Genomic DNA, 22,215 nt, shown 5'->3' with positions numbered 1-22,215 from the left:
CTCACACCCGGGTTGCCGACGCGCTGAGCTCAGTGTTCCGCGAGGGAAACAGCGGCGCACCCGACGGGTAACACCGGCACCGCAGGCTGCTGGACATGGCTCATGGGACAGTGGTGATCGGCGGCGGGACGGCAGGCACGCGACTCGCGCGACAGCTCGTCACCGGTGGCATGCCCGTCACCGTTCTCGGTGAGGAGCCGCACGCGCCGTACAACCGTCTGCTGCTCGCCGAAGTGCTCGCCGGGCGGTACGGCCCCGAAGTGATCGCCCTGCCCACGGTGCCGGTGCGGCGCGGTGTGCGGGCGACCGCCGTCGACCGTGAGCGCCGGCTCGTGCACTGCGCGGACGGAACATCGGTGCCGTACGACCGGCTGGTGCTGGCGACGGGCTCGAACCCGGTGCTCCCGCCGCTGCGCGGGATCGGCCGGGAGTTCCCTGAAGGGGTGCATCCCTTCCGTACCCTCGACGACTGCGCCGCCCTGTCCGCGGCCGTACGTCCCGGCATCCGCGCGGTCGTCGTCGGCGGTGGGCTGCTCGGCGTCTCCGCGGCCCGGGCGCTCGCCGAGCGCGGCGCCAAGGTGGTGCTGGCCCAGCAGGGCGAGCACCTCATGGAGCGCCAGCTGGACGTCTCGGCGTCGGAGTTGCTCCGCACCCATCTGGAAGGGATGGGCGTGGAGATCCACACGGAGTGCCGGGTACGCGGCCTGCGCGGCACGGACGTCGAGCTCGCCGACGGATACGTGCTCGACGCGGAGCTCGTCGTTCTCGCGTGCGGGGTGCGCCCCCGGGTGGGGCTCGCCCAGGACGCCGGACTCGACGTGCGGACCGGCATCGTCGTCGACGACGAACTGCGCACCTCCGACCCGTACATCCACGCCGTCGGCGACTGCGCCGAGCACGAGGGGCGGGTGTACGGACTGGCGGGTCCGGCGCTGGAGCAGGCCGACGTCCTCGCCGCCCGCCTCAGCGGGAAGGCCGCCCGCTACACGGGCACCAGGGCCCTGACCCGGCTGACGCTCAGCGGAGCGGGAGCCCTCGACCTCGCCGCGTTCGGCGATCCGACCCCGCAGCCGGGGGACGACGTCGTCCAGCTCGCCGACGCCACCCGTGGCGCGTACCGCAAGGTCGTCGTCCGCGGCGACCGGCTCGTCGGCGGCGTGCTGCTCGGGGATCTCGCCGCGGTCGGCGCGCTCGCCCGGGCCTGGGAGGGCGACGAGGCCCTGCCGGAGACCGTTCCACTGCTCCACCTGCTCACCAATGATGGAGGCCTCTGACATGGCTGCTGTGTCCACCCCCGCGACTCCCACGATCGTGGTCGTCGGCCATGGCATGGTCGGCCAGCGTTTTCTCCAGGCCCTGGCCGAGCGCGGTGTGACCGGGCGGGCGAGAGTCGTCGTCCTGTGCGAGGAGCCCCGCGCCGCCTACGACCGAGTCCGGCTCACCTCGTACTTCTCCGGGCGCACCCCCGACGAACTCTCCCTCGTCGAGGGCGACTTCATCGAGCGCCACGGCATCGAGCTGTATCTCGACGACCCGGCCGAGACGATCGACCGGGAGGCGCGCACGGTTGTCTCGCGCGCCGGGCGGACGTTCACGTACGACACGCTCGTCCTCGCCACCGGCTCGTACCCCTTCGTGCCGCCGGTGCCGAACAAGGACGCCAGGGGCTGCTTCGTCTACCGCACGATCGAGGATCTGCTGGCGATCGAGGAGTACGCCAAGACGGCCGCCACCGGCGCGGTCGTCGGCGGTGGGCTGCTCGGTCTGGAGGCCGCGGGCGCGCTCAAGGGGCTCGGTCTGAGGACCCACATCGTGGAGTTCGCGCCGCGCTTGATGCCGGTGCAGGTCGACGACGGCGGCGGCGCCGCGCTGCTGCGCACCATCGAAGGCATGGGGCTGACGGTGCACACGGGCACCGGCACCCAGGAGATCACCGTGGACGGCACGGGGGCCGTCAACGGCATGGCCCTGTCGGACGGTTCGGTCCTCGCCACCGATCTGGTCGTCTTCTCGGCGGGTGTACGGCCCCGGGACCAGCTCGCCCGGGACGCGGGCCTGGCGATCGGCGAGCGCGGCGGCATCGTCGTCGACGAGCAGTGCCGCACCTCGGATCCGTCGGTGTTCGCGATCGGCGAGTGCGCGCTCGCCTCGGACGGCCGGGTGTACGGCCTGGTCGCGCCGGGGTACGAGATGGCCGAGACGGCGGCGGCCGCGCTTGAGGGCGAGGCCCGGGCGTTCACCGGCGCGGACATGTCCACCAAGCTCAAGCTGCTCGGCGTGGACGTGGCCTCCTTCGGCGATGCGCACGGCGCGGCCGAGGGCTGTCTCGACGTCGTGTACTCCGACTCCCGTTCCGGGGTCTACAAGAAGCTGGTCGTCGGCAGCGGGGGCGAACTGCTCGGCGGCGTCCTGGTCGGTGACGCCGACGCGTACGGCATGCTGCGCCCGCTCACCGGCTCCGTGCCGCCCGTCTCGCCCGAGCAGCTGGTGCTGCCCGCGGGGGCCGGAGCGCCCCTCGCGCTCGGCCCCTCCTCGCTGCCCGACGACGCGGTGATCTGCTCCTGCCACAACGTCACCAAGGCCACCATCCGCGGCGCGGTCACCGAGCACTCCTGCACGACGGTGCCCGAGGTGAAGAAGTGCACCAAGGCCGGCACGGGCTGCGGCAGTTGCGTCAAGGTGCTGGGCCAGCTGGTCAACGCCGAGCTGGAGGCGTCCGGCGTCGAGGTCGACAAGGGCCTGTGCGGCTGCTTCGGGCAGACCCGCCAGGAGCTGTACGAGATCGTGCGGGCGCTGCGCATCACCTCCTACCAGCGGCTCCTGGACGCGCACGGCCGCGAGAGCGCCCGCGGCGGCAACGGCTGCGAGATCTGCAAGCCGGCGGTCGGCTCGATCATCGCCTCGCTGGCGCCGACGATCGGCGCGGACGGCTATGTGCTGCACGGCGAGCAGGCTGCGCTCCAGGACACCAACGACCACTTCCTGGCCAATCTGCAGAAGAACGGCTCGTACTCGATCGTGCCGCGCGTCCCGGGCGGTGAGATCACCCCCGAGAAGCTGATCGTGATCGGTGAGGTGGCCCGGGACTTCGGCCTCTACACCAAGATCACGGGTGGTCAGCGGATCGACCTGTTCGGGGCGCGTGTCGATCAGCTCCCGCAGATCTGGGGGCGGCTGGTCGACGCCGGCTTCGAGTCCGGGCACGCGTACGGCAAGGCACTGCGCACCGTGAAGTCGTGTGTGGGGCAGACCTGGTGCCGCTACGGCGTGCAGGACTCGGTGAGGATGGCCATCGATCTGGAGCTGCGCTACCGGGGCCTGCGCTCCCCGCACAAGCTGAAGTCCGCGGTCTCGGGCTGCCAGCGCGAGTGCGCGGAGGCGCAGAGCAAGGACTTCGGGGTCATCGCCACGGCCAACGGCTGGAATCTGTACGTGGGCGGCAACGGCGGCGCGACCCCGCGCCACGCCGACCTGCTCGCGCAGGACCTCTCCGACGCCGAACTCGTCTCTCTCATCGACCGGTTCCTGATGTTCTACATCCGCACCGCCGACCGGCTTGAGCGCACCTCGACCTGGCTGGAGCGGATCGAGGGCGGCCTCGACCACATACGGGACGTGGTGGTCCACGACGCCCTGGGAATCTGCGCGGAGCTGGAGTCCCTGATGGCGGACCATGTCGCCAACTACCGCGACGAGTGGGCCGAGACGCTCGGCGACCCGGAGCGGCTGCGCCGGTTCGTCTCCTTCGTGAACGCGCCAGACGTCCCCGACCCGACGGTGAAGTTCGTGCCCGAGCGGGACCAGGTCAAGCCCGATCTGCCGCTGCTGTCCATCCGTTCGCTGGAAGAAGTCCTGGAAGGTACCGCTGCCCGATGACGATCGCCCCCGAAAAGCCCCGGAGCACACAGACCCAGATCCAGGTCCGCCTGGGCCGGGAGTGGTTCGCGCTGTGCGCGCTGTCCGAGCTCACCCCGGGCCGCGGCGTCGCGGCCCTGCTGCCCGACGGCAGCCAGGCCGCCCTCTTCGTGGACCGCGAGGGCACTCCGTACGCGATCGACAACCGGGATCCGTTCGCGGGCGCACAGGTCCTCTCGCGGGGCCTGGTCGGCTCCTGGCCGGGCGGCTCGTTCGTCGCGTCGCCGCTGCTCAAGCAGCGCTTCGACCTGCGGACAGGGCGCTGTCTGGACGACGAGTCGATGTCGGTGACCGCGTACGAGGTGCGGCTGGGGTGACGCGGCGCGGCGGCCGAGGAGATCGCCGCGGCGGTGCTGTTCCTGACATCCGCTGACACCGGATCGGCCGTCGGCAGGGATCTCGTCGTCGACAGTGGCTCCTCGGCCTGATCGTTCCTAGGGTGAACCCGACCAGTTCCCTACCGAGGAGTTCAGCCATGCCGGGCTGGAACGCGAACCACATACCGGACCAGAGCGGGCGCACCGCCGTGGTCACCGGTGCCAACAGCGGGATCGGGCTCATCACGGCGCAGGAGCTGGCGCGACGCGGCGCGCGGGTCGTCCTCGCGTGCCGCAGCGAGGCCCGCGGCACGGAGGCCGCGGCCCGCATCACGGCCCAGGTGCCGGGCGCGCAGGTGGAGTTCGGCCGACTGGACCTGGCCGATCTCTCCTCCGTACGCCGGTTCGCAGACCGGTATCCGTACTCCGGTCTGGATCTCCTCATCAACAACGCCGGCGTGATGGCCCTTCCGTACGGGAAGACCGCCGACGGCTTCGAGACACAGTTCGGCGTCAACCACCTCGGACACTTCGCGCTGACCGGACTGCTGCTGCCGAAGCTGCTGAACACCCCCGGCGCACGGGTGGTGAGCCTGTCCAGCTTCATGCACGGCATGGCCGACATCGACATGGGCGACCTGAACAGCGAGCACCGCTACAACCGCTGGACCGCCTACGCCCGTTCCAAGACGGCGAATCTTCTCTTTGTGCACGAGCTGGCCAGGCGGCTGGGCGCGGCGGGCTCCCAGGTCGTCGCCGCCGCCGCGCATCCGGGCTATGCCGACACCAACCTGCAGACGGCGGGCGCGCGGATCGAGGGCAAGAAGGCGACCGAGCGGTTCATGGCGGCCGGCGGCCGGCTCTTCGCGCAGCCCGCCCGGTCGGGAGCGCTGCCGACGCTGTACGCCGCCACCGCGCCGGACGTGCGGCCGGACTCCTTCACCGGGCCGAAGTTCATGGGCTGGCGGGGTGCGCCCGCTCCGTCGAAGAGGTCCGCATGGACCTTCGACGACGTGAAGGGCGAGCAGTTGTGGGCCGCGTCCGAACAGCTCACCCGAGTGCGGTACGAGAGCCTCACGCCCTGACCCCTCTCCCTCGCATGCCGTGTGTGCGCCAAGCGCCGGGCCCCGGACACCCACGGTCCGGCGCCCGGCGCGCGGCGCACAACTACCGGCGCACGACCACCGGCGCGCAGCGCTCGACGTCCGGCGACAGCGCACTCGCCCACCGCACGTCATTACTCGTTGACGTTCCGTCCATGCGGGACTCCTAAGTTCCGGTACCGCGCGACCTCGGGGCGCCGACCGGCGTCCTGAGGCGGTCACCACCCTCATCTGGAGTGACAGTGGAACGTCGCAACTTCCTGCGCGGAGCGGTCATCGGCACGTCCGCGGCAGCCTTCGGCGGCACCCTGATGCGCGGCGCGGCCTTCGCCGCCCCAGCGCAGCCGGGCCCCGGGCCCTATGGGGCGCTCGGCGCGGCCGACGCCAACGGCATCCAGCTGCCGAACGGGTTCAGCAGCCGGGTGGTCGCCCGGTCCGGCCAGAAGGTCGGCTCCACCTCGTACACCTGGCACAGCGCCCCCGACGGCGGCGCCTGCTTCGCCGACGGCTCGGGCTGGATCTATGTCTCCAACTCGGAGATCAACCCGTCCGGCGGCGCGAGCGCGGTGAGATTCTCCTCGACCGGCGCGATCACCGGCGCCTACCGGATCCTCTCCGGCACCCGGCAGAACTGCGCGGGCGGCAGGACGCCGTGGAACACCTGGCTCTCCTGCGAGGAGGTCAGCCTCGGCTACGTCTACGAGACCGACCCGTACGGTGTGAACGCCGCCGTACGACGGAGCGCGATGGGCAGGTTCAAGCACGAGGCCGCAGCCGCCGACCCCGTGCGCCAGGTCATCTATCTGACCGAGGACGAGACCAACGGCTGTCTCTACCGGTTCATCCCCACCACCTGGGGCAACCTCGCCTCCGGCACCCTCCAGGTCCTCGTCGCCGGCTCCGGCACCTCCGGCTCCTTCAGCTGGCAGAACGTGCCCGACCCGGACGGCTCGCCGACCGCGACCCGCAGCCAGGTCTCCGGCGCCAAGCACTTCAACGGCGGCGAGGGCTGCCACTACGCCAACGACACCGTCTGGTTCACCACCAAGGGCGACAACCGCGTCTGGCAGCTCAACATCGCGGCCGGTACCTACGAACTTGCCTACGACGACTCGCTGGTGGTCGGCGGCGGCGCCCCGCTGACCGGCGTGGACAACGTCACCGGCTCGTCCTCGGGCGACCTCTTCGTCGCCGAGGACGGCGGCAACATGGAGATCTGCGTCATCACGCCCGACGACGTCGTGGCGGTGTTCCTGCGGATCACCGGGCAGTCCTCGTCCGAGATCACCGGACCGGCGTTCTCCCCCGACGGCAGGCGGCTGTACTTCTCCAGCCAGCGCGGTACGAGCGGCTCCTCGTCGGGCGGCATCACATACGAGGTGACCGGGCCGTTCCGCGCCTGAGACCCCACCAGGTCCCCAACCTCACCGGGCAGTACACCTGGGGCCACCGTTTGGATCTTGGCCTGACGCCGTGCGCCGACCCGCCGGGCAGGACGGGACAGCCCTAGCCTGCCTCCACCGTGGCGCCGCCCCTGAGCAGGGCGGCGCCCAGCGGAGTGACGGTGTGCAGGACGGCGTTGCCGTGGCGGAGCGTCACCACCAGGCCCGCCTCGCGCAGGACCGCGGCGTGCTGGCTGGCGGAGGCGAGCGACACCCCCGCTCTGCGGGCCAGTTCGCTGGTCGTGCATCCGTAGCGTATGGCCTGCAGGACGGCCGAGCGGGTGTGACCGACGAGCCGGCCGAGCGACGGGTCCCCCGTGTCGCCGAAGACCGGAGCGCTGCTGTGGGCGGCCGGGTAGACGAGGACCGGCGGCAGCGCGGCGTCGCGGTAGACCACGGGGTTTCCGCGGCAGAAGAACGAGGGCTGGAGCAGCAACCCGCGTCCGTCCAGCCGCAGTTCGCGCTCGACGGGGTAGTCGGCCTCCAGGACGGGAGGCCGCCAGCGCAGCACCGGCGGCAGCGAGTCGAGGAGTTCGCCCGCGCCTCCGTCGAGCAGGGCGCGCCCGCGCACGACGCGGTCCGCCTCGACCGTGGCCTGGATGTGCGGCCAGTACGGCTCTATGGCCGCCCGGTGGTAACTGCGCAGCGCACCCACGAGGCGGGCGAGCGCCTCGGGCCTGCCCTCGGCGAGAGCGGAGAGCCGGCCGGGCAGCACGGGCATCGCGGCCCGTCCCGCGGCGGCCAGGGCGAGTTCGGAGTGCATCCGGGCGGGCGGGGTGGCCCGCAGGGCCTCCAGGCCCGCGTCGAGCCCGCAGCCGCCCTCCGGAGGCGTCAGAAAGTCCGGGAAATAGCCCCGGGGCGGAACAAGCGCGGCGAGCAGGCGTGTTTCACCATTCAACCGGACCCTGGTTTCGGAGCGCCATTCACCGAACGTCTGGGCACGCCGACGCTCCCGCAATCGATGAAAACTGAGAATGGTTTCCCACAGAACGTCCGGCCTGGCCGCCATCCGAACCTTTGCTAGGTCATCCCCTGTGAAATGGATACGTAGCACCGAACCCCCACCTGTTGCATCCGCAATCGCCCCCACCACTGAGTATGCATGCAATCACAGGACGTTACCACGGTGTTTCGGCCACAGTTGAAACGCCTCGCGAGGGTCGGGTGCCAACCGAAAGGCTGTACGACGTCGGACAGGAAATCTTCTGTCACCGATGGACGTAGCGAAGGCCGTGGGGGGCTTTGCGCGTCCGGCGGCGGGCGACAGAGGGTTGCGGCTCCCTGTCCGGCACGGGTAATGGGGCGCGGCCCGCGGATGGGGATCCACGGGCCGCGCTCCGCCCGTTGTTTGCGCAGCGAACGGCAGGAATTCGTTTCGCAGCAACGGTCCGTAATTCAACAGGGACTTTCCGAGCGACGTGAAAAAGGGAAGGGGCGGGGCGCCCCGCACAAGGCGCCCCGCCCCTTCCCCCTTCGGTGTTCCGCAGCCGCCACCGGGTCGGTGAGGGTAGGTGTACCGATCCCCCGGGGACGCACCCCGGAAGGCCGGTGACGGCTCCGGCGCCCTATCGGGAGTCGCTGCCCTTCGACTCGGCCGCAGCGCGGCCGGCCTCCAGACGCGCCACCGGGATACGGAACGGCGAGCAGGACACGTAGTCCAGACCCACCTCGTGGAAGAAGTGCACCGACTCCGGGTCGCCGCCGTGCTCGCCGCACACGCCCAGCTTGAGGTCCGGGCGGGTGGCCCGGCCGGCCTCGACGGCGCTGCGGACGAGCGAGCCGACGCCGTCCTTGTCGATCGTCTCGAACGGCGAGACCCCGAAGATGCCCTTCTCCAGGTACGCCGTGAAGAAGCTCGCCTCGACGTCGTCGCGGGAGAAGCCCCACACGGTCTGGGTGAGGTCGTTCGTACCGAAGGAGAAGAACTGCGCGGCCTCGGCGATCTGACCGGCGGTCAGGGCGGCACGCGGCAGCTCGATCATGGTGCCGATGGTCAGCTTGAGGTTGGTGCCGGTCGCGGCCTCCACCTCCGCGATGACCTGGTCGGCCTCCTCGCGGACGATCTCCAGCTCCTGGACGGTGCCCACGAGCGGAATCATGATCTCCGCGCGCGGGTCGCCCTTGGCGTTCTTGCGGGCGGCCGCGGCCTCGGCGATCGCGCGTACCTGCATCGCGAACAGACCGGGGATGACCAGTCCGAGGCGGACACCGCGCAGACCCAGCATCGGGTTCTGCTCGTGGAGCTTGTGCACGGCCTGGAGGAGCCGCAGATCGTTCTCGTTGGCATCCTTGCGGGACTCGGCGAGGGCGACGCGCACCGAGAGCTCGGTGATGTCCGGCAGGAACTCGTGCAGCGGCGGGTCCAGCAGGCGGACGGTGACGGGCAGCCCGTCCATCGCCTCAAGGAGCTCGACGAAGTCCTTCTTCTGGAGCGGCAGGAGGGCGCCCAGCGCCTCCTCGCGCTCGTCGTCCGTGTCGGCGAGGATGAGCCGCTCGACCATCTCGCGGCGCTCACCGAGGAACATGTGCTCGGTACGGCACAGGCCGATGCCCTGCGCGCCGAACCGCCGTGCGCGCAGCGCGTCCTCGGCGTTGTCGGCGTTGGCCCGTACGCGCAGGCGGCGTACCCGGTCCGCGTAGGCCATGACGCGGTGCACCGCGGCGACCAGCTCGTCGGCGTCGTCGGCGCCCGCGTGCATCCGGCCCTCGAAGTACTCGACGACCGGGGACGGGACGACCGGGACCTCACCGAGGTAGACCTTGCCGGTGGAGCCGTCGATGGAGACGATGTCGCCCTCCTCGACGAGGGTGCCGTTCACCGTCATCCGGCGGCGCTTGGTGTCGACCTCGAGATCCTCGGCGCCGCAGACACAGGTCTTGCCCATGCCGCGGGCGACGACGGCGGCGTGCGAGGTCTTGCCGCCGCGGCTGGTCAGGATGCCCTCGGCGGCGATCATTCCGTCGAGGTCGTCGGGGTTGGTCTCACGGCGGATCAGGATGACCTTCTCGCCGGAGCGCGACCACTTGACCGCGGTGTACGAGTCGAAGACGGCCTTGCCGACGGCCGCGCCCGGGGAGGCCGCGATACCGCGGCCGAGCAGGTCGGCCTTGGCGCTCTCGTCGAAGCGCGGGAACATCAGCTGGGCGAGCTGGGCGCCGTTGACGCGCTGGAGCGCCTCGGCCTCGTCGATCAGCCCCTGGTCCACGAGCTGGGTGGCGATACGGAAGGCCGCGCCGGCGGTGCGCTTGCCGACTCGGGTCTGGAGCATCCAGAGCTGGCCGCGCTCGATGGTGAACTCGATGTCGCACAGGTCCTTGTAGTGCGTTTCGAGGGTCTCCATGATCTGCATCAGCTGGTCGTACGACGCCTTGTCGATCGTCTCCAGCTCGGCGAGCGGCACGGTGTTGCGGATGCCGGCGACGACGTCCTCGCCCTGGGCGTTCTGGAGGTAGTCGCCGTAGACGCCCTGGTGGCCGCTGGCCGGGTCGCGGGTGAAGGCGACGCCGGTGCCGGAGTCGGGGCCGAGGTTGCCGAAGACCATGGAGCAGATGTTGACGGCCGTGCCGAGGTCACCGGGGATGCGCTCCTGGCGGCGGTAGAGCTTGGCGCGGTCGGTGTTCCAGGACTCGAAGACGGAGCGGATCGCCAGATCCATCTGCTCGCGCGGGTCCTGCGGGAAGTCCCGGCCGGCCTCGCGGGTGACGATCTTCTTGAACTGCTTGACCAGCTTCTTGAGGTCGGCGGCATCCAGGTCGGTGTCGACGGTGACCTTCTTGGCGGCCTTGGCCTCGTCGAGGGCGTCCTCGAACAGCTCGCCTTCGACGCCGAGGACGGTCTTGCCGAACATCTGGATGAGGCGGCGGTAGGAGTCCCAGGCGAAGCGCTCGTCGCCGGACTGCTGCACGAGCCCGGTCACCGACGCGTCGGAGAGGCCGATGTTGAGGACGGTGTCCATCATGCCGGGCATGGAGAACTTCGCACCCGAACGTACGGATACCAGCAGGGGGTTGTCGGCCTGGCCGAGCTTCTTGCCCATCGTCCGCTCAAGGGCGTCGAGGTGTGCACTCACCTCGTCGCGGAGCTCGGCCGGCTCCTGGCCGCTGTCGAGGTAGACCTTGCACGCCTCGGTGGTGATCGTGAAGCCCGGAGGGACCGGCAACCCGAGATTGGTCATCTCGGCGAGGTTCGCGCCCTTGCCGCCGAGCAGGTCCTTGAGGTCCCTGTTGCCCTCGGTGAAGTCGTAGACGAACTTCTGATCTTTGTTTTCCGACACGGGTCTCGACTCCTCGAGGACTCGGTGGCTGCCCTGACGGCGAGGAACATACCCAGATCAAAGGCTTCTGGGTACGTCCACTTGGCGGTCATACGGCTGTAACCACTCGTCCGCCACCAGATCGAAAGTAACTGACGGGTAGCCAGTTGATCGCCATGAGTTCAGGACTTGAACACACCAGCACCGAAAGTGATCGATCATCGCTCAGGCGACTACGGGAGGCGACGAATCGCCCGACCAGGTGAACCCAAGAGGGGTGGCACTTAGTGCCACCCCTCCGAGAGGTGCAGTCGTGTTCAATTCGCTCATATGAGCGCCACCCCTATCAAGGGTGGCGAGAATCACGCGGTGGAAGAACTCCGGATCCCATCATCCGGACCCGCGTCGTGCGTCGGAAACACAGCGGCTGAGCATGGCGAGATCCACATCCTCCAGGCTGTCGGCGAAGACCCGTCCCGCCGACGCGGGAACCGGCAGCAACGAGGGCACCACCAGCACCGGACACCCCGCTGCCTGCGCCGATGCACTTCCGTCCGGCGAATCCTCCACCGCCACACAGGCCCCAGGGGCCGCCCCGAACCGCTCCGCCGCAGCGCGGTACGGATCCGGATGCGGCTTCGTCCGTACGGTGTCGTCGGCGGAGAGCGTGAACGAGAACGGCACCTCGGCCAGCACGCCGGAGACCACCGAGTCGACGACGATCCGCGGTGAGGCGCTCACCAGCGCGAACGGCACCCGATGCCGTTCCAGCTCGTCCAGCAGGCGCCGTACGCCCGGCCGCAGCGGGGCCCCCGCCTCCACTCGCTCGTGAAACAAGGAGGTCAGCGCCGCGGCCACCGAGGTGGCACGGAGAGACATCGCGGCTCCGGGAGGGCTGACTCGTATCAAATGAGCGGCGGTGTCCTCGACGGCCCGGCCGACCACCTCCGGGGCGTCCGCGTCACCGAGCCGGTGGCCGAGCGAGGCGGCGACCTCCGCGGTCGCCTCCCACCACAGCACCTCGGTGTCGACGAGTGTGCCGTCCATGTCGAAGAGGACGGCTGCGGGCGGATTCACCGCGCCACCGGGACGACGAGGACGGGACGCTGCGCGAGACCCACCGATGCGCGCACGCCCGGGACCAGCGCGCCGGCGTCCCGCGACGGCAGATCCGCCTTGACCGGACTGCCGTCCGGCAGATCGAGCAGCACCCGGGTGACCGAGCCGAGGAAGGAAGCCGAGACGACCGTGGCCTCGCCCTGCGGGTCCGCGGTGACGGTGACGTTCTCGGGGCGCACCAGCACCTCGACACCGTCCGCGCCCTGGGGGACCTCGCCGTCCACCGGCAGCCGGCCGCCCGCGGCCTCGACGAGTCCGCCGTCCGTCATCCGGCCGGGCAGCCGGTTCATGGTGCCCACGAACTCGGCGACGAAGGCCGTCGCCGGCCGTTCGTACAGCTCCGCGGGAGCCGCGCACTGCTCCAGCTTCCCGGCGTTCAGGACGGCGACCCGGTCCGCCATGGACAGGGCCTCCTCCTGGTCGTGCGTCACAAAGATCGTGGTGATGCCGAGGGAGAGCTGGAGCCGCCGGATCTCCTCACGCAGGCTGAGCCGTACCTTGGCGTCGAGCGCGGACAGCGGCTCGTCGAGCAGCAGCACACGCGGCCGGAGCGCCAGGGCGCGGGCGAGGGCGACGCGCTGCTGCTGGCCGCCGGACATCTGGTGGGGATAGCGGTCCCCGTGCTCGGGCAGGCCGACGAGGGCGAGGAGTTCGGCGGCGCGAGCCTTGCGCTCGGCGGCGGAGACGCCCCGTACACGCAGGCCGAAGGCGACGTTGTCGCGGGCGCTGAGATTGGGGAACAGGCTGTACGACTGGAAGACCATGCCGGCGTCGCGGCGGTTGGCCGGCACCCGGGTGATGTCCTCGCCGTCGACCAGCACCTCGCCCGCGTCGGGCTGCTCGAAGCCGGCGACGACCCGAAGGGCGGTCGTCTTTCCGCAGCCCGAGGGGCCCAGCAGGGCGATCAGCTCGCCGGGCTCCACCGTCAGGTCGAGCCCGTCGAGGGCGACGGTCGGGCCGAAGGCCCGGCGCAGACCGCGGAATTCGACGCGGGCGCCGGTGGTGGCCGGTGCGCCGTCCCGCCCGTCCCGGTCCGCGACGGCGGTCACTGTCTTTGTTGCCGGCATGACTAGTCCTTGGTGGAGGAGGGGGCTGCGGTCACGGTGTTCGCGGTCCGGGTGCCGTTCCCCGCACGGGACAGGAGCAGCAGCAGCGCCCAGGTGATCAGAAGACTGAGGATGGAGACGGCCACCGACATACGGGCCTGCGACCCCGAGACGGTGACGATCCACACCGCGAAGGGCTGGAAGCCCAGCAGTGCGGCGACCGTGAACTCGCCGAGTACCAGGGCCAGCGTGAGAAACGCGGCTCCGGCGAGCGAGGTGCGCAGATTCGGCAGAAGGACCCGGCCGATGACCTGGAGCCAGCCCGCCCCGCAGCTGCGGGCGGCCTCGACCAGCGTCGGCACATCGATCGCGCGCAGCCCCGCGTCCAGCGAGCGGTACACGAACGGCAGCGCCAGCACGGTGTAGGCGAAGACGAGGACGAGCGGGAAGTTCTCGTTCTGTACCGCGATGAAGGTCTGGTAGAGCGGGGTGCGGGACAGGTGCTCGGGACCCCAGCGCAGCACCGTGCTGATGCCGGTGACCAGCGCGATCGGCGGCACGACCAGCGGCAGCATGCACACCACCTCGACGACCGGCCGCAGCTTCGGTGCTCCGAGCCGCACCGCGACCAGCGCGGGCACGGCGAGCATCAGCACCAGCGCGATGGTGGCGGCGGCGAGGGAGAGCGAGAGCAGCAGGCTGTCGGTGAAGCCCTCGGCGCCGAGGATCCCGGTGTACGCGGCAAGGGAGAAGCCCTGGCCGGGGGTGTGCACGGTAAAGACGAACGAGGCGGCCAGTGGCACCAGGAAGTAGCACCCGGCGAGGCCGAGGACGAGTCCCCGCCACACACGCGGGCGGCGGCCCTGTCCGCGGAGGGCCGCGGCACTCTTCTCGGGCGCCGCCGGGGCGTCATGCACGGTGGGAGTCATCGCAGCCATCGGGCGCTCCGTCGCTGGAGGGGCAGATAGACCGCCATGACCAGGCCGGCGATCACGATCATGTCGAGGCTGAGGGCGAGCGCCACGTTCTCCTGGCCGACCAGCACATTGCCGGAGAGCGCATCCGCGATCTTCAGCGTCACCAGCGGCACGGAGCCGCCGACGAGGGCCGCGGCGGTGGCGTGCGCGGCGAACGCGCTGCCGAAGAGCAGCACGAAACCGCCGAGCAGCGAGGGCGCGAGGACCGGTAGGCCCACCAACCGCCAGAACTGCCATCCGCTCGCCCCGGTGTTCTGTGCGGCCTCCCGCCACTGGGGACGCAGTCCGTCCAGTGCCGGGACGATCACGAGCACCATCAGCGGGGTGAGGAAGTAGAGATAGACGACGGCGAGACCCGTGAAGGAGTAGAGGTTCCAGCCGAGGCTCTCCAGGTCCGCGAGCTGCGTGACCACTCCGGAGATGCCCGCGGTCGCGATGAACGCGAACGCCAGGGGCACACCACCGAAGTTGGCGAGCACCCCGGAGGCCGTGAGGGTGGCGCCGCGCAGCCACTGCCTGCGGGAGGTGACGACGGCCTGCGCGATGAACACGCCGGCGAGCGATCCGATCACCGCGGTGAGCGCCGAGAGCTGGACGCTGCCGACGAGCGAGCCCAGATAGGGGCCCTGGAGCGAGCGCTGGAGGTGCTCCCCCGTGAGCGCGGTCCGGCCGGTCGCCGGGTCGGTGCGGGTGACCGCGCCACTGAGCAGGGCGGCGACGGGCAGGCCGAAGCACACGCCCGTGAAGAGGAGCAGCGGGAGCGTAGCGAGCCAGGTGCGCGGCCCGCGCCGCCGGCGGCGGATTCCGCCGGCGGGCCCGCTGGGGGACGTCGAGGGTACGGGCATCAGGAGAGAGCCTTGTCCCAGTTCTCGGCGAGGGTGGCCTTGGCCTTGTCGAGCTCGGCGGAGGCGGGGAACTTCGGGGTGCCCTCGACCTTGGGGAGCTTGGCGACGGAGCCCTTGTCGGCGCTGCCGTCCGCGGTCATGCCGGGCAGCAGCACGGGACGGGCGTACCCCTTGAGCCAGAGGTTCTGGCCCTCGGCGCTGTAGAGGAATTCCATCCACAGCCGGGCGGCGGCCGGGTTGGGGGCCTGCTTGTTGATGGCCTGCGAGTAGTACTGCGCGTAGACGCCGTCGCTCGGGACGGCGACCTTCCAGTCGACGCCCTTGCCTCGGAACTGGTCGGCGTAACCGGCGTTGAGGTAGTCCCAGTCGATGCTGATCGGGGTCTCGCCCTTCTCGACCGTGGCCGGGGTGGACTCGACGGGGATGAAGTTGCCGCTCTTGCGCAGCTTCGCGAAGAAGTCGATGCCGGGCTGGATGTCGGCGAAGGAGCCCTTGTTGGCGAGGGCCGCCGCGTAGACGCCTCCGAAGGCGGACCCGGACTTGGTCGGGTTGCCGTTCAGCGCGACCTTGCCCTTGTACTCGGGCCTGAGCAGGTCGGCGAAGGTCTGGGGGCAGTTCTTGATCCGCTTGGCGTCGCAGCCGATGGAGACGTAGCCGCCGTAGTCGTTGTACCAGCGGGCCTGGGGGTCCTTCTGCTCGGCGGGGATCTTGTCGAAGGCCTCGACCTTGTACGGGGCGAACAGGTTCTCCGCCGCTCCGCTGCGGGCGAAGGCGATGCCCAGGTCCAGGACGTCGGGCGCACGCTTCTGGCCCTTGCGGGCCTTGACGGCGGCGATCTCGTCGGCGCTGGAGGCGTCCGGGTTCTCGCTGTTGACCTTGATCTTGTACTTGGCCTGGAAGGCCTTGATCAGCTCTCCGTAGTTCGCCCAGTCGGCGGGGAGGGCGATGACGTTGAGTTTGCCCTCCTTCTCGGCAGCGGCGACAAGGGCCTTCATCCCGCCGAGTTCGGCGGCCGAAGCGCTGGCGCCGGCCCCCACCTTGCTGCCCGCGGCAGCGTCCTCGGGTGCGGCGCCACAGGCGGTGAGGGTGGTGAGCGCGGTGGCGCCGAGCAGTGCGGCAGCGCCGAGGCCGGAGCGTCTGAACACGGTGTCTCCCAGAGACGAAGCGAAGGGCAGTTGTCAGGCACTTGTCTGAACAAGCTGGATTCAGTTCGCCCGGACGAGCTGTCCGGACCATGAACGGCGCATGGCCGTGGCAGATCGGCTGCCGGAAGAGAGAGATCCGCCTCCCCGCGGGTCAACACGGGCTCTTGGGGACGGGAGACAGCCGCGCTCGGGCGTGGTTAGGGTGGGCGAGGAAGCGGAACACAGCGCAACCGACTGCGCACAGTTCGGGGCACGGAGGGCGTTCGCGTGGGTACGGCGCGTTATCTGGAGATCGCGGAGGCGCTGCGGCGGTCCATCCTCGGCGGTGAGTACCCGGTCGGGGCGCAGCTCCCCTCGGAAAGCGACCTTGCCGAACACTGGTCCGCGTCACGGGGAACGGTGCGCCAGGCCGTCGCCGTCCTGGCGTCCGAGGGTTTGATCGGCTCCCGCCAGGGTGCGCGCAGAATCGTGCTGCGGCACGAACGGCGGCACAGCTTCGCGGAGTTGAACAGCTTCGCCCAGTGGGCACAGGGCATGGGCTACGAGGTCTCCAGCCGCATCCTGAACCGCACCCGCCGCCCGGCGACTCCGGCGGAGGCCGCACGGCTCTCCGTCCCCGCCGGGTCGACCGTGCTGTATGTCGTCCGCGTACGGCTGCTGGACGGCGAACCGGCGATGCTGGAGCGCACGGCGTACGCGGAGTGGGCGGCACCGGCGGTGGAGGAACTGCCCGCGGACTGTGTATCGATCATGAACAGCATCGCCGAGCGCCACCGCATCGTGGCCCACTACGGCGAGCACCTGATCGACGCTGTCGCGGCGGGCAGCGTGGACGCCCGCATGCTGCGGGTCCGCAGGGGGAGCCCCCTGCTGCGCCAACGCCATCTGACGTGCACGGCGACGGGCCGCCCCATCGAGTGGACGGACGACCGCTATGTGGCGGGAAGCGTGACGTTCAGTGTGAGCAACTCGACGGACACGGCGCCGCTCTCGCGGCATGCGGGGGACCTGTCGAACCCGGGCACGTCAAGCCCCTCCGGCGGCTGAGGAACGAAAGTCCGGGCCGGAGCCCCCGCGTCCTGGGCGGACGGCCCGAGCCGCGTCTCCCGCGTCAGCCCCCCGAGGTGTCCAGCTCCGCCTCCGCGCCGACCCCCGCGCAGTCGTACGGATCCTTCAGCCACCCGTCCGGCAGGACAACCCGGTTGTTCCCCGACGTACGCCCGCGCGGCCCGTCCGCCCCCACCGGCCACGCCTGCTCCAGGTCCAGCTCCTGCAGATGCGCGTCCATCTCCGCCAGCGACGACGTGACCGCCAGCTTCTTGCGCATCTCGGAGCCCACCGCGAAGCCCTTCAGATACCAGGCCACGTGCTTGCGGAAGTCGATCACCCCGCGCGCCTCGTCGCCGATCCACTCCCCCAGCAGCTCGGCGTGCCGCCGCATGACGGCCGCGACCTCCTTCAGCGTCGGCGTCGCGTACATGCCCGTACCCTCGAACGCCGCCACCAGGTCGCCGAACAGCCACGGCCGCCCCAGGCAGCCGCGCCCCACGACCACTCCGTCACAGCCCGTCTCGCGCACCATCCGCAGCGCGTCGTCCGCGGACCAGATGTCGCCGTTGCCGAGCACCGGGATCTCCGGGACGTGCTCCTTGAGCCGGGCGATCGCGTCCCAGTCGGCCGTGCCTCCGTAGTGCTGCGCCGCGGTGCGGCCGTGCAGCGCGATGGCCGTGACACCTTCCTCGACCGCGATCCTGCCCGCGTCGAGGTAGGTGATGTGGTCGTCGTCGATGCCCTTGCGCATCTTCATCGTCACGGGCAGATCGCCCGCGTTCGACACCGCCTCGTGCAGGATCGCGCGCAGCAGCGGCCGCTTGTACGGAAGGGCCGAGCCGCCGCCCTTGCGGGTCACCTTCGGGACCGGGCAGCCGAAGTTCAGGTCGATGTGGTCGGCGAGGTTCTCGTCCACGATCATGCGGACCGCCTTGCCGACGGTCACCGGATCCACTCCGTACAGCTGGATGGAGCGCGGGGTCTCGGTCGCGTCGAAGTGGATGAGCTGCATGGTCTTCTCATTGCGCTCGACCAGCGCCCGCGTCGTGATCATCTCGCTGACGAACAGTCCCTTGCCGCCGGAGAACTCCCGGCACAGCGTGCGGAACGGCGCATTGGTGATGCCGGCCATGGGCGCGAGCACCACGGGGGGCTGCACGCTGTGCGGGCCGATCTTCAGCGTCGAGGGCGTCGGGGCCGGGGCAGGCGTGGTGAGCGTCGAGGAGGGCGGGGCGAGCGTGGTCATTCGCCCATTGTCGCGCACGACGGCAGTCGTTAGTTAGCCGCACTATCCACGTATGCCCGAGCTCACACACCGACGGCGGCCGCTCGTGCCGGACAGCTGCTGTATGAGCCTGCTCAGCCCGTCCACTGCTGCATGAGCCTGCTCATCCCGTCCACAGCCGGTCCACAGCCTCCATGGGGCGTGGCTCACCTTCACCGCAGTCGGTGGTCCCATCGGCCGCCGGTGGGCGAGGATGCGTCGGATGAGCCCGACGCGAACGTGCGAGACATGCGGGACCGAGCTTGCCGGGCATGGCCGGCGACCGGGGAGCGGGCCCGCGGAGGGCGACCGGCCTGCACGGGGCGGCCGGCCCGCCCGCTACTGCTCCGCCGCCTGCAGACAGCGAGCCTTCCGCCGCCGCGCGGCCCGGCACGGCCGGAGCTCCACCAAGCCGAGGGGCTCAGCCGCCCCCGGGGCTCCTCACGACGTGCCCGTCCCGGGCAGCGAACTGCCCCGGGCGCTGGACTCCTTCGTCGGCCGCCAGAGCGAACTGTCCCGGCTTCGCACCCTGTTCAAGGGCTCGCGGCTGCTGACCCTCACCGGGCCCGGCGGAGTGGGCAAGACGCGGCTGGCCCTGGAGTTCGCCGCGGGCCCGCGCGCCGGGGACGGCCGCGCCGCCCGGCTGGTCGAGCTGGACTCGGTCCACGACGGAGCCCGGCTGCCGCAGGCGGTTGCGGCCTCGCTGGGCGTCGGCGAGCGTGCCGGACGCACGGGTGCCGAGGCACTGGCCCATGCGCTGGGCAACCGCGGGGTGCTGCTGATCCTGGACAACTGCGAGCATCTGGCGGAGCCGTGCGCGCGGCTGGCGGCCGAACTGCTGAGCCGGTGCCCCCGGCTGAGCATCCTCGCCACCAGCCGCGAAGTGCTGCGCGTGCCCGGCGAGGTCGTGTTCCGCCTCGGCGAACTGTCCCTTTCACCGGCAGTCGGCGAGGACGATCCGGCAGCGGTCGTTCAGGCCGACGCGGTACGCCTCTTCGTGGAGCGCGCCGCAAGCCGCGCCCCCGGATTCACCCTTCATGCCGGCAACGCCCGTACGGTGGCGGAGATCTGCCGCCGCCTGGACGGCCTGCCCCTGGCCGTCGAGCTGGCGGCCCGCCGCACGGGTGCCCTCCCTCTGGGCGACATCCTGGCCGGGCTGGACGACCGGCTCGCTCTCCTGACCGACGGCAGCAGAACCGGGCCCGGCCGTCATCGCGAGCTGGCCGCCGCGATCGACTGGAGCCATCGATTGCTCAGCCTGGAGGAACAGAGGCTCTTCCGCAGGCTGGCCGTCCTCGTCGGCGGCTTCGACGCCGCTGGGGCCGAGGCCGTCTGCGCCGACGCCGGGACACGGCCGGGGGACGTCCTGCGTGTCCTGTGCGCGCTGGAGGCCAAGTCGCTGATGGTACGTCTGCCGGGCCGGGAGGCCGAAGAACCGGCGCGCTTTAGGCAGTTGAACTCCATCCGCGCCTACGCCCTGGACCGCCTCACCGCCGCAGGGGAGCTGCACGACACCTGGCAGCGGGCCGTCGACCGGCTGACCGGCCTGACAGCGGCCTCCGAGGGCATGGTCTACGCCGACCAGCTGGCCGAGCCGCCGGCCGAGGAGCGGGAGAACCTCGCGGCGGCCGTCGCCCACACCGCCGGCCGGGACGAAGCGGCGCACACCGGGCTGGCGATCGCGCTGGCACGGGTGGCCTTCCGGCAGGAGCAACCGACGGTCACCCGCGCGCTGCTGGCCGGCGTACTGGGGCACGGCGGTGTCCGGCACAGCGGCGGCACAGCCCTGGCGCTCGCCGCACGTGCCGCCTGCCAGCAGGCCGACCGCGAGGCGGCGCTGCATCTCGCGGAGCGGGCGGTGACCGTCGAACGGCAGGGCGACAACCCCGCCGGACTCGCCAACGCCCTGGACGCGCGGGCCGCGGCTTTGGTGTGCGCCGGGGAGCACACCAAAGCCGCGGCCTCGCCGACTTGGCCGCCTGTCTGGACATCGTCACCACGCTCGGCAGCCCTCACGAGACCGCCTGGTGCCGGCACCACCTGGCCTGGGCTGCACGCGGGCAGAGCCGCCGAGGCGGATGCGCTGATGGCCTTGTGCCTGCCCGAGCTCAGGGGCCGTTCGCCGTGGAGCCAGTCGGCGGCAGCGCTGCACACCGCGGGTGCGATCCGGCTCGTCCTGGGCGATCTCGGCGCGGCCGAGGATCTGTTCGCCGAGGGGCTGCGCACGGTTCCCGGCGAAAGCTTCCACGCGCTGTACCCGCTGGAGGGGTTCGCCATGGTGGCGGCCGGACGCGGCGAGTTGAAACGGTCATTGCGGCTGTTCGCCGCCTGTGCGCAGGCGCGCAGGCGGACGGACACCGAGCCGGAGAGCGAGTGGCGCCGGCAGGTCGAGGAAACGGTGGCGCGAGCGGATGCGGCACTGACGCCGACGGCGAGAGAGGCGGCGGTGGCGCGCGGGCGGCGGCTGTCCTGGGAAGAGATGTGCGCGTACGCGCTGCACGGGGGCGACGACGGCCCGGCGCGGGTCGTGGGAACGGGGGTCGTGGGAGCGGGGGGCGTGGGACCGCTGCTGACGGGGCGCGAGTCGGCGGTGGCCCGTCTGGTGACCGAGGGGCTGACCAACCGTGAGATAGCCGCCCGGCTCGGCCTGTCGCCGCGCACCGTCGCCACCCATCTCGACAAGGTCCGGGACAAGCTCGGTATGCGCTCCCGTACGCAGATAGCCCTGTGGGTGGCCCGCATCCGCCCCGGCGACGCGCCCGCTTCCCCGGACACCTCCCCGCCCGCTCCTCCGCCCGGCCACGACCCTCGACACCCCGACGCGCGCCGGGGCGGGGTTTCGTAACGCGCTGAGCCTGCCGGTCATCCGATCGATCCGTACGCGCGCCGCACCGGCCAAGCTGGGCCGGAACAGGTCATTCCAAGGACCCGTCGACGTGGATCCGGGTTTCTTCCCCCCACGGAATGCCCTGCCGAGCGAGACGAATCCGGCAAGGAGACGCGATGCGGCACGACGACCAGGACGCGGACGGCGGGCACACCAGCTCCAGGCGGGCGTTCATCAGAACGAGTTCGGCGGGTGTCACCGCCGCCGCCCTCGCGGCGACAGGTGCAGCCCCGACTTCGCCGGCCGCCGCCCCCGAGACCGCTGTCACGGCGGCCCGCCTGGCGGGACGTCCCGTCGCCGTCACACCCGCCTGCGACGGTCATGAGACCCCCGCGGCGATGGAGGGTCCGCTCTTCAAGCCGCAGTCGCCCGAGCGGGGTGACTTGATCACTCCGGCGGTCAGCGGGGTGCGGCTGGACCTCACCGGCGTCGTCTACGACACCGCCTGCACGCCGCTTCCCGGTGCGCTCATCGAGTTCTGGCAGTGCGACCAGAACGGCGACTACGACATGTCCGGCTTCTCGCTCCGCGGCCATCAGTACACCAACAGCCGGGGCGCGTTCCGGCTTCGCACGATCATCCCCCGTGACTACTGGGGCCGTTGGGGCCGCCGTGCACCCCACATCCACACTCAGGTCCAGGCTCCCCGCGGACCCGTCCTGGTCACCCAGCTGTACTTCCCGGACGACACCCGGGCGTACGGAAGGGACTTCGCGGCGCTCAACGCCTCCGACGGGATCCTCAACCGCGCGTGCACCATCGCCCTCGCGGGTCCGACCGGCGGTGCCTACACCGGCGCCTTCGACTTCGTCATCAAGACCACGGTCCAGTAGACCGACCGCCGATCACCCC

16 protein-coding genes and 1 pseudogene are annotated in these 22,215 nt (G+C 71.0%); 9 read left to right on the top strand and 8 right to left on the bottom strand.

Annotation, left to right across the window (positions count from 1 at the left end; translation table 11 throughout):
• Positions 1–95 precede the first annotated feature (95 nt).
• From OG293_RS24895 to OG293_RS24870, 6 genes and pseudogenes are all read left to right on the top strand, one after another.
• Positions 96–1,274 (top strand): NAD(P)/FAD-dependent oxidoreductase, encoded by a 1,179-nt coding sequence (locus tag OG293_RS24895; protein WP_406001002.1) that lies wholly within the window; start codon positions 96–98, stop codon positions 1,272–1,274.
• Position 1,275: 1 nt separating this feature from the next.
• Positions 1,276–3,876 carry a nitrite reductase large subunit NirB gene (gene nirB / locus OG293_RS24890; protein WP_406001001.1) on the top strand — a complete coding sequence of 867 codons (2,601 nt, stop codon included), beginning with the start codon at positions 1,276–1,278 and terminating at the stop codon, positions 3,874–3,876.
• On the top strand, positions 3,873–4,232 hold the full coding sequence (nirD, locus tag OG293_RS24885; protein WP_406001000.1) for a nitrite reductase small subunit NirD: 360 nt from the start codon (positions 3,873–3,875) through the stop codon (positions 4,230–4,232). The genes nirB and nirD overlap by 4 nt, the downstream gene beginning before the upstream one ends.
• Positions 4,233–4,343, top strand: a pseudogene (locus tag OG293_RS24880) (short-chain dehydrogenase); the annotation flags it as partial.
• Between the two features lie 47 nt (positions 4,344–4,390).
• Positions 4,391–5,317 (top strand): oxidoreductase, encoded by a 927-nt coding sequence (locus OG293_RS24875; protein ID WP_406000999.1) that lies wholly within the window; start codon positions 4,391–4,393, stop codon positions 5,315–5,317.
• 260 nt (positions 5,318–5,577) lie between these two features.
• A complete protein-coding gene (locus OG293_RS24870; protein WP_406003702.1) occupies positions 5,578–6,738 on the top strand; it encodes an alkaline phosphatase PhoX in 1,161 nt (386 codons plus the stop codon).
• Positions 6,739–6,841: 103 nt separating this feature from the next.
• Here OG293_RS24870 and OG293_RS24865 read toward each other — a convergent pair whose 3' ends face one another.
• The 7 genes from OG293_RS24865 to OG293_RS24835 all read right to left on the bottom strand — a co-directional run bounded on the left by OG293_RS24865 (position 6,842) and on the right by OG293_RS24835 (position 16,162).
• On the bottom strand, positions 6,842–7,831 hold the full coding sequence (locus OG293_RS24865; RefSeq protein ID WP_406000998.1) for an ArsR/SmtB family transcription factor: 990 nt from the start codon (positions 7,829–7,831) through the stop codon (positions 6,842–6,844).
• 511 nt (positions 7,832–8,342) lie between these two features.
• Entirely contained in the window at positions 8,343–11,051 is a 2,709-nt protein-coding gene (gene ppdK / locus OG293_RS24860) for a pyruvate, phosphate dikinase (protein WP_406000997.1), read from the bottom strand.
• Between the two features lie 369 nt (positions 11,052–11,420).
• Positions 11,421–12,107, bottom strand: a complete 687-nt coding sequence (locus OG293_RS24855; protein WP_406000996.1) for an HAD family hydrolase — start codon at positions 12,105–12,107, stop codon at positions 11,421–11,423.
• Complete coding sequence (locus OG293_RS24850; protein ID WP_406000995.1) at positions 12,104–13,216, bottom strand: ABC transporter ATP-binding protein; 1,113 nt, start codon at positions 13,214–13,216, stop codon at positions 12,104–12,106. Before OG293_RS24850 ends, OG293_RS24855 begins: the two co-directional genes overlap by 4 nt.
• A gap of 2 nt (positions 13,217–13,218) precedes the next feature.
• Positions 13,219–14,133, bottom strand: coding sequence for an ABC transporter permease (locus OG293_RS24845; RefSeq protein WP_406000994.1), 915 nt, complete (start codon positions 14,131–14,133; stop codon positions 13,219–13,221).
• Positions 14,121–15,017 (bottom strand): ABC transporter permease, encoded by an 897-nt coding sequence (locus OG293_RS24840; RefSeq protein ID WP_406000993.1) that lies wholly within the window; start codon positions 15,015–15,017, stop codon positions 14,121–14,123. Before OG293_RS24840 ends, OG293_RS24845 begins: the two co-directional genes overlap by 13 nt.
• A complete protein-coding gene (locus OG293_RS24835; RefSeq protein ID WP_406000992.1) occupies positions 15,017–16,162 on the bottom strand; it encodes an ABC transporter substrate-binding protein in 1,146 nt (381 codons plus the stop codon). The genes OG293_RS24840 and OG293_RS24835 overlap by 1 nt, the downstream gene beginning before the upstream one ends.
• Before the next feature lie 267 nt (positions 16,163–16,429).
• Between OG293_RS24835 and OG293_RS24830 the strand changes: the two genes are divergently transcribed.
• A complete protein-coding gene (locus OG293_RS24830) occupies positions 16,430–17,209 on the top strand; it encodes a GntR family transcriptional regulator (RefSeq protein ID WP_406000991.1) in 780 nt (259 codons plus the stop codon).
• Between the two features lie 64 nt (positions 17,210–17,273).
• On the opposite strand, the gene dusB is transcribed toward OG293_RS24830, so the two are convergent.
• Positions 17,274–18,458, bottom strand: a complete 1,185-nt coding sequence (gene dusB, locus OG293_RS24825; RefSeq protein ID WP_406000990.1) for a tRNA dihydrouridine synthase DusB — start codon at positions 18,456–18,458, stop codon at positions 17,274–17,276.
• Between the two features lie 466 nt (positions 18,459–18,924).
• On the opposite strand from dusB, the gene OG293_RS24820 reads away from it, so the two are divergent.
• Both OG293_RS24820 and OG293_RS24815 read left to right on the top strand, forming a co-directional pair.
• Positions 18,925–21,321, top strand: coding sequence for an ATP-binding protein (locus OG293_RS24820; protein ID WP_406000989.1), 2,397 nt, complete (start codon positions 18,925–18,927; stop codon positions 21,319–21,321).
• Positions 21,322–21,479: 158 nt separating this feature from the next.
• Positions 21,480–22,196 (top strand): dioxygenase, encoded by a 717-nt coding sequence (locus OG293_RS24815; RefSeq protein ID WP_406000988.1) that lies wholly within the window; start codon positions 21,480–21,482, stop codon positions 22,194–22,196.
• Positions 22,197–22,215 lie beyond the last annotated feature (19 nt).

Origin of the sequence: Streptomyces sp. NBC_00829, from assembly GCF_045161795.1 — a bacterium.
In the GTDB taxonomy this organism is placed as follows: domain Bacteria; phylum Actinomycetota; class Actinomycetes; order Streptomycetales; family Streptomycetaceae; genus Streptomyces.
The sequence above is the reverse complement of the archived record's forward strand: the minus strand, read 5'-3'. Positions and strand labels throughout refer to the sequence as shown.